The 14,407-nt window shown below is 67.4% G+C and carries 16 protein-coding genes, 1 tRNA gene, 1 other RNA gene and 1 pseudogene; 12 read left to right on the plus strand and 7 right to left on the minus strand.

Features of this window, described 5'->3' with window-relative positions; all coding sequences use genetic code 11:
• The first annotated feature begins 261 nt into the window (after nt 1-261).
• Nucleotides 262-1,251 carry a hypothetical protein gene (locus QFZ50_RS08160; protein ID WP_307083262.1) on the plus strand — a complete coding sequence of 330 codons (990 nt, stop codon included), beginning with the start codon at nt 262-264 and terminating at the stop codon, nt 1,249-1,251.
• Between the two features lie 249 nt (nt 1,252-1,500).
• Nucleotides 1,501-1,570: transfer RNA gene (locus tag QFZ50_RS08165), tRNA-OTHER, on the plus strand.
• Between the two features lie 183 nt (nt 1,571-1,753).
• Here QFZ50_RS08165 and QFZ50_RS08170 read toward each other — a convergent pair.
• Nucleotides 1,754-2,188 (minus strand): hypothetical protein, encoded by a 435-nt coding sequence (locus tag QFZ50_RS08170; RefSeq protein WP_307083264.1) that lies wholly within the window; start codon nt 2,186-2,188, stop codon nt 1,754-1,756.
• Nucleotides 2,189-2,512: 324 nt separating this feature from the next.
• Between QFZ50_RS08170 and QFZ50_RS08175 the strand changes: the two genes are divergently transcribed.
• The 4 genes from QFZ50_RS08175 to QFZ50_RS08190 all read left to right on the plus strand — a co-directional run bounded on the left by QFZ50_RS08175 (nt 2,513) and on the right by QFZ50_RS08190 (nt 4,171).
• A complete protein-coding gene (locus QFZ50_RS08175) occupies nt 2,513-3,046 on the plus strand; it encodes an N-acetylmuramoyl-L-alanine amidase (RefSeq protein ID WP_307083266.1) in 534 nt (177 codons plus the stop codon).
• Nucleotides 3,030-3,362, plus strand: coding sequence for a LysM peptidoglycan-binding domain-containing protein (locus QFZ50_RS08180; RefSeq protein ID WP_307083268.1), 333 nt, complete (start codon nt 3,030-3,032; stop codon nt 3,360-3,362). The genes QFZ50_RS08175 and QFZ50_RS08180 overlap by 17 nt, the downstream gene beginning before the upstream one ends.
• A gap of 134 nt (nt 3,363-3,496) precedes the next feature.
• Complete coding sequence (locus QFZ50_RS08185) at nt 3,497-3,748, plus strand: hypothetical protein (protein WP_307083271.1); 252 nt, start codon at nt 3,497-3,499, stop codon at nt 3,746-3,748.
• Between the two features lie 114 nt (nt 3,749-3,862).
• A complete protein-coding gene (locus tag QFZ50_RS08190) occupies nt 3,863-4,171 on the plus strand; it encodes a hypothetical protein (protein ID WP_307083273.1) in 309 nt (102 codons plus the stop codon).
• A gap of 18 nt (nt 4,172-4,189) precedes the next feature.
• Here the strand turns inward: QFZ50_RS08190 and QFZ50_RS08195 are convergent, their stop codons facing one another.
• Complete coding sequence (locus tag QFZ50_RS08195) at nt 4,190-5,290, minus strand: hypothetical protein (RefSeq protein WP_307083275.1); 1,101 nt, start codon at nt 5,288-5,290, stop codon at nt 4,190-4,192.
• A gap of 185 nt (nt 5,291-5,475) precedes the next feature.
• On the opposite strand from QFZ50_RS08195, the pseudogene QFZ50_RS08200 reads away from it, so the two are divergent.
• Together QFZ50_RS08200 and QFZ50_RS08205 are read left to right on the plus strand one after the other, a co-directional pair.
• A pseudogene (locus tag QFZ50_RS08200) lies at nt 5,476-5,616 on the plus strand (helix-turn-helix domain-containing protein); the annotation flags it as partial.
• Nucleotides 5,617-5,695: 79 nt separating this feature from the next.
• A complete protein-coding gene (locus QFZ50_RS08205) occupies nt 5,696-6,352 on the plus strand; it encodes a Helicase associated domain protein (RefSeq protein WP_307086893.1) in 657 nt (218 codons plus the stop codon).
• 156 nt (nt 6,353-6,508) lie between these two features.
• Here QFZ50_RS08205 and rnpB read toward each other — a convergent pair.
• An RNA gene (gene rnpB / locus QFZ50_RS08210) (RNase P RNA component class A) lies at nt 6,509-6,908 on the minus strand.
• A gap of 80 nt (nt 6,909-6,988) precedes the next feature.
• Between rnpB and QFZ50_RS08215 the strand changes: the two genes are divergently transcribed.
• Complete coding sequence (locus tag QFZ50_RS08215) at nt 6,989-7,750, plus strand: YaaA family protein (protein WP_307083277.1); 762 nt, start codon at nt 6,989-6,991, stop codon at nt 7,748-7,750.
• Nucleotides 7,751-7,756: 6 nt separating this feature from the next.
• Here the strand turns inward: QFZ50_RS08215 and QFZ50_RS08220 are convergent, their stop codons facing one another.
• From QFZ50_RS08220 to QFZ50_RS08230, 3 genes are all read right to left on the minus strand, one after another.
• A complete protein-coding gene (locus QFZ50_RS08220) occupies nt 7,757-8,710 on the minus strand; it encodes a reverse transcriptase-like protein (RefSeq protein WP_307083279.1) in 954 nt (317 codons plus the stop codon).
• Nucleotides 8,707-9,456: a zinc ribbon domain-containing protein gene (locus tag QFZ50_RS08225; protein ID WP_307083282.1), complete on the minus strand. Its 750-nt coding sequence runs from the start codon at nt 9,454-9,456 to the stop codon at nt 8,707-8,709. Before QFZ50_RS08225 ends, QFZ50_RS08220 begins: the two co-directional genes overlap by 4 nt.
• Before the next feature lie 156 nt (nt 9,457-9,612).
• Nucleotides 9,613-10,533: a Nif3-like dinuclear metal center hexameric protein gene (locus QFZ50_RS08230; RefSeq protein WP_307083284.1), complete on the minus strand. Its 921-nt coding sequence runs from the start codon at nt 10,531-10,533 to the stop codon at nt 9,613-9,615.
• Between the two features lie 105 nt (nt 10,534-10,638).
• Between QFZ50_RS08230 and msrA the strand changes: the two genes are divergently transcribed.
• The 3 genes from msrA (at nt 10,639) to epsC (ending at nt 12,847) form a co-directional block, all read left to right on the plus strand.
• Nucleotides 10,639-11,163, plus strand: coding sequence for a peptide-methionine (S)-S-oxide reductase MsrA (gene msrA, locus QFZ50_RS08235; RefSeq protein WP_307083286.1), 525 nt, complete (start codon nt 10,639-10,641; stop codon nt 11,161-11,163).
• A 108-nt stretch (nt 11,164-11,271) separates the two neighbouring features.
• Nucleotides 11,272-12,207, plus strand: coding sequence for a cysteine synthase A (cysK, locus tag QFZ50_RS08240; RefSeq protein WP_307083288.1), 936 nt, complete (start codon nt 11,272-11,274; stop codon nt 12,205-12,207).
• 52 nt (nt 12,208-12,259) lie between these two features.
• Complete coding sequence (gene epsC / locus QFZ50_RS08245) at nt 12,260-12,847, plus strand: serine O-acetyltransferase EpsC (RefSeq protein ID WP_307083290.1); 588 nt, start codon at nt 12,260-12,262, stop codon at nt 12,845-12,847.
• A gap of 90 nt (nt 12,848-12,937) precedes the next feature.
• Here the strand turns inward: epsC and gndA are convergent, their stop codons facing one another.
• Nucleotides 12,938-14,377 (minus strand): NADP-dependent phosphogluconate dehydrogenase, encoded by a 1,440-nt coding sequence (gene gndA, locus QFZ50_RS08250; RefSeq protein WP_307083292.1) that lies wholly within the window; start codon nt 14,375-14,377, stop codon nt 12,938-12,940.
• Nucleotides 14,378-14,407: the final 30 nt, after the last annotated feature.

The following is a 14,407-nucleotide window of genomic DNA, read 5'->3' on the forward strand; positions in this document are numbered from 1 at the left end:
GAAGGTGTTAGGGCGGGCAATTCAGGGGGACGAAGTGGCAACAACAGTGGACCAGTCGACGGGCGCTGAAACGTTCGAAAGCATGTGCCAGATAGCGTAGGAGAATCTCCCCGAATCCACTCCCTGGGCGGACCTCGACGACGCGTCCCGCACCTCGTACCGGGAAGACGTCCGCTGGGTCCTCACCGCGGCCGCCGACCTCATGCCCCTCGGAACCCTCCACGACGCCGACGGTGCCAGCATGTGGCTCCGAGGCCAGCAGTGACAGCGCAGGAGTGCACGGCACCCCACTGCGAGAAGCACCTCGCCGAGGGCGTGTACCTGTGCGACGACGACCTCACCAAGCTCAAGGACGCGCTCCTTGACGTCCGCGACACCCTCGCAGCGCTCGGCGCCGTCGCCATCCGCTCCACCGCCTACGGGGAGAGCGTCGGGGGTGCGTCCGCCGGCGACAAGCCCGTCATGTTCGACGAAGTCGCCCTCACCCGCGGCTACGAACTCCGCGAACTCGTCAACGCCTGGGCCCGCTACATACTCGAGCCCCTCACAGCCCAGTGGGACCGCGACACCCTCGCATGGATGGAAGAGTGCGAACGGATCGACGCCCTCGCCCTCACCGGGGGACCCGCCCCACCAATGCCCGCCGAACCCCTGCGGCCCGGCCCCCGCGACCACCGGTCCCCCGCGACCGTCGCCGAATGGGTGGCCACCATGGCTGCGACCATCCGTGTCAGCGAGTGGGCCGGAGACATGTACGACGAGATCATCCCCGCCGTCCGCCAGTGCCTCCGCGGGGCTGACAGGCCTGTGCAGCGCGTGTTCGCTGGCATGTGCCCCACGGACATCGAAGGGGAGGTGTGCGGGTCGCCGCTGTACGCCCTGCAGGGCAAGCCGTACGTGACCTGCCGGACCTGCGGTGAGGCGTACGACGTCAACGGGTGGAGGGCCGCCGCCCTGGCCGCTGCTGGGATCATCGAAGGCACGGCCGCCGAGATCAGCCGGGCGCTCACCGACCCGACCACGGGGGAAGCCCTGCCCGCGGCGACGATCCGGAAGTGGGCGCAACGCAAGCAGCTCATCCGCTGCAACGGGCCCGAGATCCTCCAGGCGGTCGGGAGTCGGCAACTGGTCATCCCGCAGAAGCGGTACCGGATCAGCGAAGTGCAGGAACTCTGGCTGCGGATGAAGGCCTCGAAGTACGGGAATCCCGCGCTCAAAAACTCTCCCGTTGGGGTGAGTGTCGTCTCTTGACAGGGTGGGGCTTGTCACATAGTCTCAGACCATAATCGCCCGCAGTGGCAGATTTCCCCCGTCAACGCCCGCCCAGACATGGGGCGAAGGTCGGTTGAGGCTCCACCTCCTGACAGGAGCCAGTGACACCACCTGCGGGGCACAACTGAATACCTGCCGGAACATGAGCCGGCGGGCCAGACTTCCACCACGGGCTAGGGGGACTCCTGAGCACGAAAGGTGAAGGGCGCGGTTTAGTCCACGGCGTCAGCGCAGTAGCTCAGTGGATAGAGCACGGGCCTTCCGGCCCGTTGCGGCGGTTCAAGTCCGTCCTGCGCCCCTAAGTCCTTCACACCCCTGCTTCGGCAGTGCGGAACGTGCGGGCACCCCGTCACGGCCAGCCAAAGCGCCCGCCCCGCCCCACCCGTCTTAGGGCAGCTCAAGGCACAAGCCGGACGCAACACCGGGCACCGCCTCACAACTGCGGCTGAAACAGGCAGAGGCGCCAAGCGTGGTCTGCCGTCTACTGGTAATTCGCCTTGCGAACTTGAGCTGCTGCGGCATGCCGCGCTAAGCGCTGCTCCTTAGTCTCCTTCGCCACTGGATTGTTCCAAGACTCCAGGCACGTTCTCACCACCGAAAGCAGTGCAATGACCTGCCCAAACAAAAGAGCGTCGACGAACTTGGCTGTAATTTCTGGCTCGTCGACCAGAAAGGCCACGCCGGTTAGGAGTGTAAGCGCTGCATAGGAGACGAAGGCGGCGGCTGCTTCCCGCTGCAGCGTAAGGCTTCCGTGTGCGAAAACAGTGAATGAGGCGACGAAAATGCTCACTATCAACGGTGCAAACAGCAGGACACTCGCGGTCACCGAGTATCCACTGTCAAAAGCGAAAATCATGAACAGTATGCCCACGGCCCCAGAAACGACCATTACGAGAACGATTGTCCATGTCTTCATTTCGCAGCTCCTTCGCTTGCAAAAATGGTCTCATGCCCGAGGCTCGCGCCAAGGAGGAGGGTCAAAATTTAGCCGGTGGTAGCGCCAGCAACCACTCACACCCGAGGGGAACCCGTGAGCGTGACCTGGCTGGAACGTGCAGCGATGCAGTTCGAGCCGCGGAAGCCGAAGTGGGCGTCCCCGGGCGCCATGGCATTGGCGAGCTCGATAGGGCACACGCCGCGCTCAAGGCGGCAGGCCTGCCCACCCCATAACCGCATATCGACTGCACTCTATGACCGTCCTCGTGGGCGGTCATTTTTTATGCCCGGGAAGGGGCCACTGATGACCTACACGATTGACGAGTCCCTGTCCGACTCCGAATTCACCGACTCCCTGAGCGTCCTCGGGACCTTCGGAACTCCGCGCCGCATCGAGTCCATCACCATCCACCACTGGGGGTCCTTCGGGCAGACCCACGACGGCGTCGTCGACTTCTTCGTCCACCGAAACCCGAACACGTCCGCGCACTTCGTCGTCTCGGACGGGCGGATCCACTGCCTCGTCTCCCCCGTGAACGCCTCCTGGGCTGCGGGCAATGCCTACGGCAATGCGACGAGCATCCACATCGAGTGCCGCCCCGAGGCGACGAACGGTGACTACGCGACCGTGGCCTGGCCTGCGCGAGCACTACGGCGCGAACCTTCCGCTCATCAAGCATTCGTCCTGGTCCGCGACAGCATGCCCCGGGGTGTGGGATCTTGCCCGCGTGGATCGCGAGTCTCGGGCGCTGTCCGCCCCCGTGCCGGCACCCCCGATCACGGCGCCGCCCGCCGCCTTCGTGAAGCCGGCTGTCAACGCAGTGTACGAGCCGGATGATCACTGGCTGGTGGAGGCAGGCAAGGGCGAGACCCTCGGCAAGATTGCCAAGCACTTCGGAGTGAGCGTCGAGAAGATCGCCGCCTACAACGGCATCAAGGACCCGAACAAGATCAAGCCGGGTGAGCGCGTCTGGCCTCCGGTTGGCGCCGATACATGGGTAGTTGACGCCGGCGATACACTGTCAAGCATCACTGGCTGGTACCACGCGAACGGGCACAAGGCCCTGACGGTACAGAAGCTGCAGTTCGCGAACGGCATCAACAACCCGGCCGCGGAAACGAAGGTCGGGCTGCGGCTCCAGATTCCGCATTGAGAGCCGCTTCTCGCGCTGACCACACTCGTTGTCGGCATCACAGCACTGGCTCTGTGCTGGACGCTACCTACCCTATGGGAAGGCGCCTCCGCCCTCATCGGCATCGTCGCTCTCGCACTCGAAAGAAGCGCATCATGATCATTGCGGACCCTGCAATTCGTAAGTGGATCTATGGCATCGTGACGGCCCTAATCCCGATCCTCGTCATCTTTGGCGTCATCGGACCCGACGAGTCCCAAGCGTGGCTGAACCTTGCCGCGGCGGTTCTCGGGCTGGGCGCGGCCGGGCTTGCCTTTCCCAACACCCCGCCTCCCCCGCCTCCCCCGCCCGTCCCAGCGAACCCGCTCGATCGGGTCGAAGGACCCGACCACCGCGCCAATATGTAGGCGCTCCGCTCCTAGCTGATACTTGGCCTTACTCCGTGAGACAAGACAGAAGCGCCCCATTCTCCTTATGAGGGTGGGGCGCTTTCGTCATTGGCGGAAGCTACGGTCGCAGCCATGGAACACAAGCCCCGCCCAGGGTGGCATGGCATCCCGCCCTCACGGGACCGGTTCGCCCCACCCATCAGCCTCCCCGAGCCCACGGAGGGGGTCACCAGGACTACGGAGAACGCTCCGTCCATCTGGTGTGACCTCGTCTACCAGGACGGGCGTACACAGACGGTGAAGGGGTTCGCGATGGCGTGGACGAACAGTCTCGTCCTGTGCCAGTGGGTGGAGTACTCCATGGCACGGGAGGCGTGGGTGAACGCGAACGTCGTCAGCCGCCGGAAGCTCGCGGATCCCCGGCCGCATCGCGACGGGTGAGGTTAGCCACCCTGACTGCTAGCTATCCCAGTCCGTCAGGAAGTATCGGGATCGGGCTGGCCCTTCAACTGGCCCTACAAGCTCTGGTTGCCCTGAGCCATCCATGGGTACTTTGAAGAGGCTCGTTTCGGTGCCCCTGTAGGCGATGAAGAAGGCATGGGTACCTTCGGGGTTCACGATTGCCGTGGTGATCTCAAAATCCGACACGGGCGTAATTGGTTTTCCAGGGAAGTTGCAGAACCCTTGTGACTCACTCGGCGGGCGCGCCTCTACTACGGATAGCTGACCGTCTTCAGTCAACTGAAACGCGCTTGTGTCGTCCACCCACGCGAGGACGTTCTGTTGAACATCGAGATTCATCTGTGATTGCCCATCGGGGGCGACAGTTTTGTTGCAACTAGAGAGGCTAGTGCCCATATTGTCCACGCGTTGAGGCTCGCCTACCGCGTCCAGGAACACGGGCGGGCGCACGTCTCCCATCGGGACTGTCCTCGTAATTCCGCCTGCGTCGGCGTCCGCCCAGTTGTAGGTTTGCGTCGCTTGGTCGAAGAAGAACAGGGAGCCGTCAGGCGCAAATAGTGCGTTCCAGTGCTGTGGGGCTGCTGCGAAACCACCTGAACCGCCAGCTAACTTCTCCGAGAAGTCGGTTAGCTCCTTTGCCTGCATATCGACCCAGCCCACGCGACTGGAGTTGTCTTCCGCTCTTTTGAAGTCGGCGGCGCTGCGGGCATAGTCATCAGAGAACCACTGCCGCATTCGGTCGGCACTGAACGCTCCCGACGGACAGGAGGGTGTGTCCCCGATGGTCATGTCGGAGATCGGGGTGAGAACTGCCGTTTCCGCATCGATCACCCAAACTTCAACTTGAGTAAGTTCCGAGGTTCCGGAGGTGCTGCAGGTAATGAGGGTGGGACCATCGGACAGTTCGGGAGCAGCGGCGGGTTCTTCTGTCGCTGCCGGCGTCACCGGCAGAGTTGCGCTAGGGGTTGCACTTGTTTGTTCCTGAGCAGAAGAACTCTCAGCAGGGCTGGTCGGGGATTCAGCAGGAGCGCCGCCGCAAGCCGTTGCCACTGCTGCTACTCCCACAAGCACGACAAGTCTTCGAACGAGATCCTCCATGTGCCCTCCAAGGCATATCAGGCTCTTTCAAGCCCTCGCTTCTCCGGATGGCTAACATTTGCAAGAGGAGCATGCGGTGTCAATGACTCCGCTTTAGGGAGCATGCGAGGGAACAAATCGGCAGGCCGAGCGAAGGGGCCATTCCTCGCCCTTAGGATCAGGTCATGGCCGATCAATCCCGTTTCATGACCCTGCCCGACGTCGCCGCGGAGCTCGCAGTCAGTCAGTCGCAGATGTACGCGCTGGTGAAGTCCGGCGACCTGCCAGCCATGCAGGTGGGAGGCCGCGGGCAGTGGCGTGTGCAGCGGGTGAAGCTCGAGGAGTACATCGCAGCATGTACGAGCAAGCCGAGAAGCAGCGCGGCAAGCTCGCCCCTGAGGACGTTGCCGCCGAGGAGTAGCGTCGATGGACGAAAGTTGGGGGCCGTGCGAGTCACGCGAGGAGTGGCTGCTGATGTACGAGCACGGCCTCTCCCCAGAGCGGATCGCGGACTTGTGCCGTACGAGCGTTCGGAACGTCCGACGCGTCGCCGCTAGCAAGGACCGTCGCGATCGCGGCTTTTTCGATCGCCGGCTTGTCCTGCACGACCAGCCTGCAGTGCCGAAGCGACGCCCCCTGCTCACCTGGCAGCAGAAGTACGAGAACTTGTGCTGGTTCGTCAAAACTGCAGGGCGTCTCCCCCGCCAGGATGGTTCGACGTGGGAGCGGCAATGCCACGGATTCCTTTACCAGCAGCGCCACGAGCACCACAGCGGTCGTTTGACAGCACAGCAGCTCGAGCTCTTGAATCTCGTACCCGGCTGGTACGTGCCACCCCGCGCCCCGGAACACTGGCAGCAGCGATTCACCGACTACCTGCGGTTCATGGAGCAGAATGGGCGCCGACCTCGGGTCGAGGCGCCAAAGGGAAGCGAAGAGCGATCCCTAATGATCTGGATGCTGTCCCAACGGAAACGGCTTAGGGCTGGCACCATGCCGGAAGCTCGGGTTGCTCTACTGGATCACGCATTGCCCCGCTGGCAGCGTCATGCTGCAGTGCAGGAGGGCCTCAATCCAGGGTAGCTATCGGGCGCTCGTGGGGCGCTAGCAGTCGTCTCGGGCGCTCGGGGGCGCTGCCAATCCTCCACAGTAGGACGCAACAGTCCGCACTACTGGGAGGGAAAGTTGCCCGTAATCCCGGCTAAATCGCCAGAACCGACGCCATTTAGGGGAGGTCGAGGGATGGGTCGACCGATACGCCGGGTTCTGTCATCGCGCGCCGTCGCCGTCGCGCGAGTGGCGGCCATCCATCTACGGACGCCGTTGCCGACGCCCTCCAGCGGCCTACCCGTGCCCTCGGGCGGGCAGCCCTCGAGCGGACACTGTCTGGCCTTGCTCCGGGTGGGGTTTACCGAGCCACGCCGGTCACCCGGCGTGCTGGTGGTCTCTTACACCGCCTTTTCACCCTTACTCCCCGCGCCGGCCGGAGCCTGCAGCGGGAAGCGGTCTCTTTTCTGTGGCACTGGCCTGCGGGTTACCCCGAGTGGGCGTTACCCACCACCCTGCCCTGCGGAGCCCGGACGTTCCTCGGTGGATCGGGCGCATGCGCACCGTCCAACGCGGCCGCCTGGTCGACCCATCCGTCGTCCATTCTAGACGGGACGGGACGCCACACCGGACGGTGTCGGGAGGGCCCCGGAAGTTGGATAGGGTTGATCGGTGCTGATCCTGCTCCCCCCGTCCGAAGGCAAGTCCGCCGCCCGCACGGGCGGCCCCGTGCGGCTCGAGGAGCTCCACTTCGCCGGGCTGAACGACGCGCGCAGGGCCGTGCTCGCCGCGCTGAAGACGGTCAGCGGAGCCGACGACGCGCACGCGGTCCTCGGCGTCGGCGCGTCCCTCATCGAGGACGTGCAGAGGAACCTGGTGCTCGACGTCGCCCCCGCCGCCCCCGCCCACGACGTCTACTCGGGTGTCCTGTACGACGCCCTCGGCTACGCGCGGATGACGCCGGTGCAGAAGCGCAAGGCGCGCGAGCAGTGCGTCGTCGTGTCGGCCCTGTGGGGCGCCCTCGGCTTCGGCGACCGGATCCCGGCCTACCGCCTGTCGATGTCCGTGGACCTTCCCGGGACGGGCCGCCTGGCGTCCTACTGGAAGAAGCACCTGGCCGTACCGCTCGGGGAGCATGCGGGAGCGGGCCTGATCGTCGATTGCCGTTCGAGCACCTATGCCGCGGCGTGGACGCCGCCGCCCCAGCAGAGCGCCGCCGTGAACGTCTTCCAGCTGCGCGGCGGGCGGCGGACGGTCGTGTCCCACTTCGCCAAGCACACGCGCGGCGAGTTCGCACGGCACCTGCTCACGCGGCGCGGAGCGGCTCCCGCGACACCGGCGGCTCTGCTAGCGGCGGCCCGGGAGAAGTGGAGCGCCGAGCTCGAGCCGGCGACGGCACGGAAGCCCGCCCAGCTCAACATCGTGCTCGACTGACCGGCGTCAGTCGGCGACCAGCTCCACCTCGAACCCCTCGGCGTTCTCGAGATACGCGGCGTAGTGCTCCGGCCCCCCGGCGAAGGGGTGCCGGTCACGGAACAGCAGCGACCACCCGTGGCTCGCGGCGCGGCGCGCCAGCAGGTCGACGGCCGCGCGCGTGCCGGCCCGGAAGGCGAGGTGGTTCACCCCGCTGCGACGGCGGTCGTGTCCGCCGGGGGCCACGTCCGGTCCGCTCTCGAGCACGATGTAGAACTCGTCGGTCCCGAAGCCGACCCCGTCCTTCCACGAGTCCTTCCGGGGGAACCCGAGGCGCTCGAGCAGCCAGCCCAGGCTGGCCTCGGCCGCGGGCAGATCCTCGGTCCACACCTCGATGTGGTGCAGCCTGCCCGCGGGTGCGCGGACCTCGTCGGCGGCCGGAGCGGGCGACGCTGCCGGCGTCGGGGCCGGGGCCTGCGCGGCGGCGCGGGGTTTCCACGGGACACCTGCCATCCCGGCGTCCATGGCCTCGTTCGAGAGCCGGTCGGCGTCCTTGTTGCGCTCACGCGGGATCCACTCGTAGGTCACACGGCGCGGGTCCAGGACCTTGCGTGCCTTCGCCGCGAGCACCTTCATGTCCGCGTGCTTGATCTGCCACCGCCCCGACATCTGCTCCACGACGAGCTTCGAGTCCATCTTCACGTGGACGGAGGCCTGCGGGTTGATCTCCCGGGCGAGCTCGAGACCCGAGACGAGGCCCGAGTACTCGGCGACGTTGTTCGAGGCCTTGCCGATGTAGGCGGCCTTCTCGACGAGGATCCGGCCACTCTCCGGGTCGCGCACGAGGGCACCGTAGCCGGCGTGTCCCGGGTTGCCGCGGGAGCCGCCGTCGGCCTCGACGACGAGCCGGGCGGGGCCCGCCGCCGCGTCCTCGGTGGAGTCGTCGCGCTCATAGGGGTCGAACAGTTGCTGGTGTGTCACGGCTGCTGGGTACCCCAGTCGCTCGAGCGGACCAGGATGCAGCCCGAATCGGGGCACAGCACGACGTCGTCGGGGGCCGCCGCGGCGATGTCCGCGAGGTCGCCGGGGCTGAGCTGCATGCCCGAACCCTCCGACTTGCCGTGGAACAGGCGGGCAGCGCCCACACCGCGCTTGACGAGGATCCGCTCGTACAGGGCCAGGAGCGGCTCCTCGAAGGTCGCGGCGAGCTCGTTGCGGCGCGCCTGCACATCCACGCGCTGCACGTCGATGTCGGCGAGTTCGAGATCACGCGCCTCCTCGAGGGCGAGCAGCTCGGCGCGGACGGCGTTGGTGCGCTCCGCGACCTCGTCCCGGGCGGCGCGTGCCGCCTCGACGCGTTCCATGACATCGAGCTCCACGTCCTCGAGGTCGGAGCGACGCTTCGTCAGAGAGGCGACCTCGTGCTGGAGTGCCGTGAGGTCCTTGGACGTCCCGGTTCCGCTGTTCAGTCGCTTCTCGTCGCGTTCGAGGCGCGTGACCACGGACTGCACCTCGTCCTCGGCGCGCGTGAGTTCACGCTCGAGGTCTCCCAGTTCCGTGCCGGCCCGCACCAGTTCGGCATCCACCTCGGCCACACGGGCGGCGACGGCACCGAGCGCAGGGTTGCCACGGGCGGCGACGGCCTGGCGGGAGAGCTTGTTGAGGGTCGAATCGAGGGCCTGCAGGTCGAGCAGGCGGAGTTGTTCCTCGGGTGCAGCCTTGGCCACGGTTAACCTCCAGGGTCGGACGGACGGGGCTCGACGGGCGGGCCGGGTGCGTCGTCCCAGCCTAGGCCACCCGGACCGGCCCGCCGGCCGGTGACCAGGCGACCACCGGCCGGCAGGCGATCAGGGAAGGCGTTCGTGGGCGGGTCGGAGGGCGGGTCAGTGGCCTGGCGTGAGCACGAAGTCCCAGGGGTCGGTGTTGACCCCGCTGACGCGGATGTCGGTGCTGAAGCCCTGGTCCGTGAGGACAGTGCCCAGGGCGTCGGCCGCCGGCGTCAGCCACAGCCACTCGCTGCCGAAGTGCGAGACGTCGATGAGGTAGGGAGGACCGTCGGCGGCGGCCTCCCTGACCTCGGACGCCGGATGGTGGCGGAGGTCGGCGGTCACGTACACGTCGGCACGGCTCGCGCGGACGCGGTCGAACAGGGAGTCACCGGCCCCGCCGCAGACCGCGATCCGGCGCACCAGCGCGTCCTTGTCCCCCGCCACGCGCACCCCGCCGGCCACGGCGGGCAGGATCGAGAAGACGGTCTCGGCGAAGTCACCGAGGGGGACGGCCGCCTCGAGGTCACCCACACGCCCGATGCCCTCCTCGGGCAGGCCGTCCGCCGCCCGGACGAGGGGTTCCACGCCGTGCAGCCCCAGCGCGTCCGCCAGCACGTCGGACACCCCGCCGACGGCGCTGTCGCCGTTGGTGTGCACGGTGACGAGGGCGCAGCCCGCCTCGATCAGCCGGTGGACGGCCTCGCCCTTGAACCCGGACGCCGCGACGGTGGACACGGGCTTCAGCAGCAGGGGGTGGTGGGACACGATCATGGTCGCTCCCCACTCGAGCGCCTCGTCGAGCACGGCGGCCGTCGGGTCGACGGTGAAGAGGATCTTCTCCGCCCGGTTCCCGGCGCGGCCCGCGACCAGGCCGACGGCGTCCCACCCCTCGGCGAGGCTCTCGGGCCACAGCTCCTCGATGGCGACGAGGACCTCGCCGACGGTCGGCACGCGGACGACCGGCGGATCCGCGCGCTCCGCGGCGGCCGGCGCGAGTGCCGGCGGGCCGACGGCGTCGTGCTCCTTGTGTTCCATGACTCCAGTAATACCTGCCCCCGGCGGCCCCTCCAAGCCTCCGGGGTTCACTCAGGGCAGATGACGCCGGGGAATCATCGGGGCGCACCGCGCATTGACACAGTCATGAAGACTTTCGTGCTCGGTGGGGGCTGTTTCTGGTGCCTCGATGCCCTTTACCAGAAGACCCGTGGCGTGACCGAGGTGGTGTCCGGCTACACGGGCGGCCATACCCGGCACCCTGACTACGACTCCGTCTGCTCCGGCACGACCGGACACGCCGAGGTCGTCGCGGTGACCTTCGACGAGACCGTCATCCCCGAGGACGTCGTCCTGGACATGTTCTTCGTGTCCCACGACCCCACCACGCTGAACCGGCAGGGCTACGACGTCGGCACCCAGTACCGCAGCGTCATGTACTACCAGGACGCCGAGCAGCAGACACTGTTCGAGGACGCGACCCGCCGCAACCAGGAGAACTGGAAGAACCCCATCGTCACCGAGGTCAGCCGGCTCCCGCAGTTCCACGTGGCGGAGGACTGGCACCAGAACTACTACGCCAAGCACCCCGAGCAGGGATACTGCCAGGTGATCATCAACCCGAAGCTGTCCAAGGCGCGGAAGTATTACGCCCAGTGGCTCGCCGCCTAGGCGCACCGGCGGCCACCCGTTAAGCTGACCGCCGTCGCCCCGGGGGCGCGCATCCCGCCCCGCCCCCACCGACGTCGCCCCTCCCTCTTCCGAACAGACAGGCTCCACATGGCAAAGATCTACGACGACGTCACCCAGCTCGTGGGACGGACCCCCCTCGTCCGGCTGAACCGCCTGACCGAGGGACTGGACGCCCAGGTCGCCGTGAAGCTCGAGTTCTACAACCCCGCCAACAGCGTGAAGGACCGCATCGGCGTGGCCATCATCGACGCGGCGGAGCGGGCCGGCGCCCTCCGGCCCGGTGGGACGATCGTCGAGGGGACGTCCGGGAACACCGGGATCGCGCTGGCGATGGTCGGTGCGGCGCGCGGCTACCGGGTCATCCTGACCATGCCCGAGACCATGTCCACGGAGCGGCGCGTGATGCTGCGCGCCTACGGTGCCGAGATCGTGCTGACGCCCGGTTCGGAGGGCATGCGGGGTGCCGTCGAGCGGGCGAAGGACATCGTCGCGACGACGGAGAACGCCATCTGGGCCCAGCAGTTCGCGAACGCGGCGAACCCCGCGATCCACCGGACCACCACGGCGGAGGAGGTCTGGGAGGACACGGACGGCGAGGTCGACATCTTCGTGGCGGGCGTCGGCACCGGCGGCACCATCACCGGCGTCGGACAGGTCCTCAAGGAGCGCAAGCCCGGCGTGCGGATCGTCGCCGTCGAGCCGGCGGACTCCCCCATCCTCAACGGCGGCGCCCCCGGCCCCCACAAGATCCAGGGCCTCGGGGCGAACTTCATCCCCGAGAACCTCGACCGCGAGGCGTACGACGAGGTGATGGACGCCACGGTCGAGGACTCGGTCCGCGTGGCCCGGGCCCTCGGCACCCAGGAGGGCATCCTCGGCGGCATCTCGTCGGGAGCGATCGTCTGGGCGGCCCTCGAGCTCGCGAAGCGTCCCGAGAACGCCGGTAAACTCATCGTGGCGGTCGTCTGCGACTTCGGCGAGCGCTACATCTCCACGGTCCTCTTCGACGACATCCGCGGCTGACCGCCACGTCCCGTCCCTGAGCCGTTCCTGACAATCCCTGAGAAGGTAGCCGGTGAGCTTTCTAGAACGACTGCGCGAGGACCTCGACACCGCGCGCACCCACGATCCGGCTGCCCGTGGGTCCCTCGAGAACACCGTGGTGTACTCCGGGCTGCATGCCATCTGGATGCACCGCCTCACCCACCGCATGTGGCGGGACGAGCGGCTGCGCTTCCCGGCGCGCGTGCTGTCGCAGCTCACGCGCGCCCTCACGGGGATCGAGATCCACCCGGCGGCGACCATCGGGCGCCGGTTCTTCATCGACCACGGCATGGGGATCGTGATCGGCGGTACCGCCGAGATCGGTGACGACGTCATGCTGTACCAGGGCGTGACGCTGGGCGGCCGGTCGCTCGAGAAGATCAAGCGGCATCCCACCATCGGCGACCGGGTGACGATCGGCGCCGGCGCGAAGGTGCTGGGGCCCATCACCATCGGCGCGGGGAGCGCGGTCGGCGCGAATGCCGTCGTCGTGAAGGACACCCCGCCCGACTCGATCGTCACCGGCATCCCCGCGACGTTCCGGCACCGGGATTCACGCCGCGAGACGCAGCCCGCGGTGGATCCCGCCGAGTACGTGGACCCGGCCATCTACATCTAGGCCCGCACCCCGCCCGTACGGGCCCTGCACGGCGGAAGCCCCGGACCACGGTCCGGGGCTTCCGTCGTTCAGTGAGCCGTCAATCAGCCGTCAGTGCGTGTCGACGGCGTCGATCTCGGACTTGTCCTCGCCCCACAGGGTGTGGAACGTGCCCTCGGTGTCCACGCGGTTGTAGGTGTGCGCCCCGAACAGGTCCCGGAGTCCCTGGGTGAGGGCGGCCGGCAGGCGCTTGCGGCGCAGGCCGTCGTAGTAGGCCAGCGACGCCGAGAAGACGGGGACCGGGATGCCCAGCTGGACGGCGGTGGCCACCACACGGCGCCACGCCGGGACCGCGCCGGCGATCGCCTCGGCGAACGCAGGAGCGAGCAGCAGGTTGGCCGGACGCTCGTCGGCCACGGCGTAGGCCTTCATGATGTCGTCGAGCAGTTCGGCCCGGATGATGCACCCTGCACGCCACAGCGACGCGATCTCATCGAGCTTCAGCTCCCAGCCGTACTCCTTGGCCGCCGCGGTGAGCATGTCGATGCCCTGCGCGTAGCTCACCAGCTTGGAGGCGTAGAGGGCGAGCCGCACGTCCTCCACGAACGTCTCGGGCAGCTCGACCGTGCCCTCGTGGCCCTGCAGGATGTCCTGGGCCTGGAGCCGCTGCTCGAGCTGCGAGGACAGCGCACGAGCGAATACCGATTCGGCGATGCCCGAGGTCGGACTGCCCAGTTCCAGCGCGGAGACCACGGTCCAGCGTCCGGTCCCCTTCTGGCCGGCCGCGTCGACGACGACGTCGACGAAGGGCTTGCCCGTGCGCTCGTCGGTGTGGGCGAGCACCTCGGCGGTGATCTCGATGAGGAAGGACGACAGCGTGCCGGTGTTCCAGTCCGTGAAGATCGTCGCCTGGTCCGCAGGCTCGATCCCGGCGCCCGAGCGCAGCAGGTCGAACGCCTCGCCGATGACCTGCATGTCGGCGTACTCGATGCCGTTGTGCACCATCTTCACGAAGTGGCCCGCGCCGTCCGTCCCGATCCAGCGGCAGCACGGCTCCCCGTTGTACTTCGCGGAGATCTTCTCGAGCATCGGCCCGAGGGAGTCGTAGGACTCCCGGGACCCGCCGGGCATGATCGACGGGCCGAGGAGCGCGCCCTCCTCGCCACCGGAGACCCCGACGCCGACGAAATGCAGGTCCTGCTGCGACAGGGCCGCTTCACGACGCCGCGTGTCCTCGTAGTGCGAGTTGCCGCCGTCGATCACGATGTCGCCGGGCTCCAGCAGCGGGGTGAGCTGGTCGATCACCGAGTCGACCGGCTTGCCCGCCTTCACCATGATGAGCACCCGGCGGGGCTTCTCGAGGGAGTCCACGAGCTCCTGCAGCGTCTCCGTGCGGATGAACTCCCCGTCCCCGCCGTGCTTCTGCAGCAGAGCGTCCGTCTTCTCCACCGACCTGTTGTGCAGTGCCACGGTGTAGCCGTTGCGGGCGAGGTTCCGGGCGAGGTTCGCCCCCATGACTGCCAGGCCTGTGACGCCGATCTGTGCGCTCAATGTGTTCTCCGTCGTTAGTCAGCTGGATGC

The organism is Arthrobacter agilis, from assembly GCF_030816075.1.
GTDB classification, from domain to species: Bacteria; Actinomycetota; Actinomycetes; order Actinomycetales; family Micrococcaceae; genus Arthrobacter_D; species Arthrobacter_D agilis_E.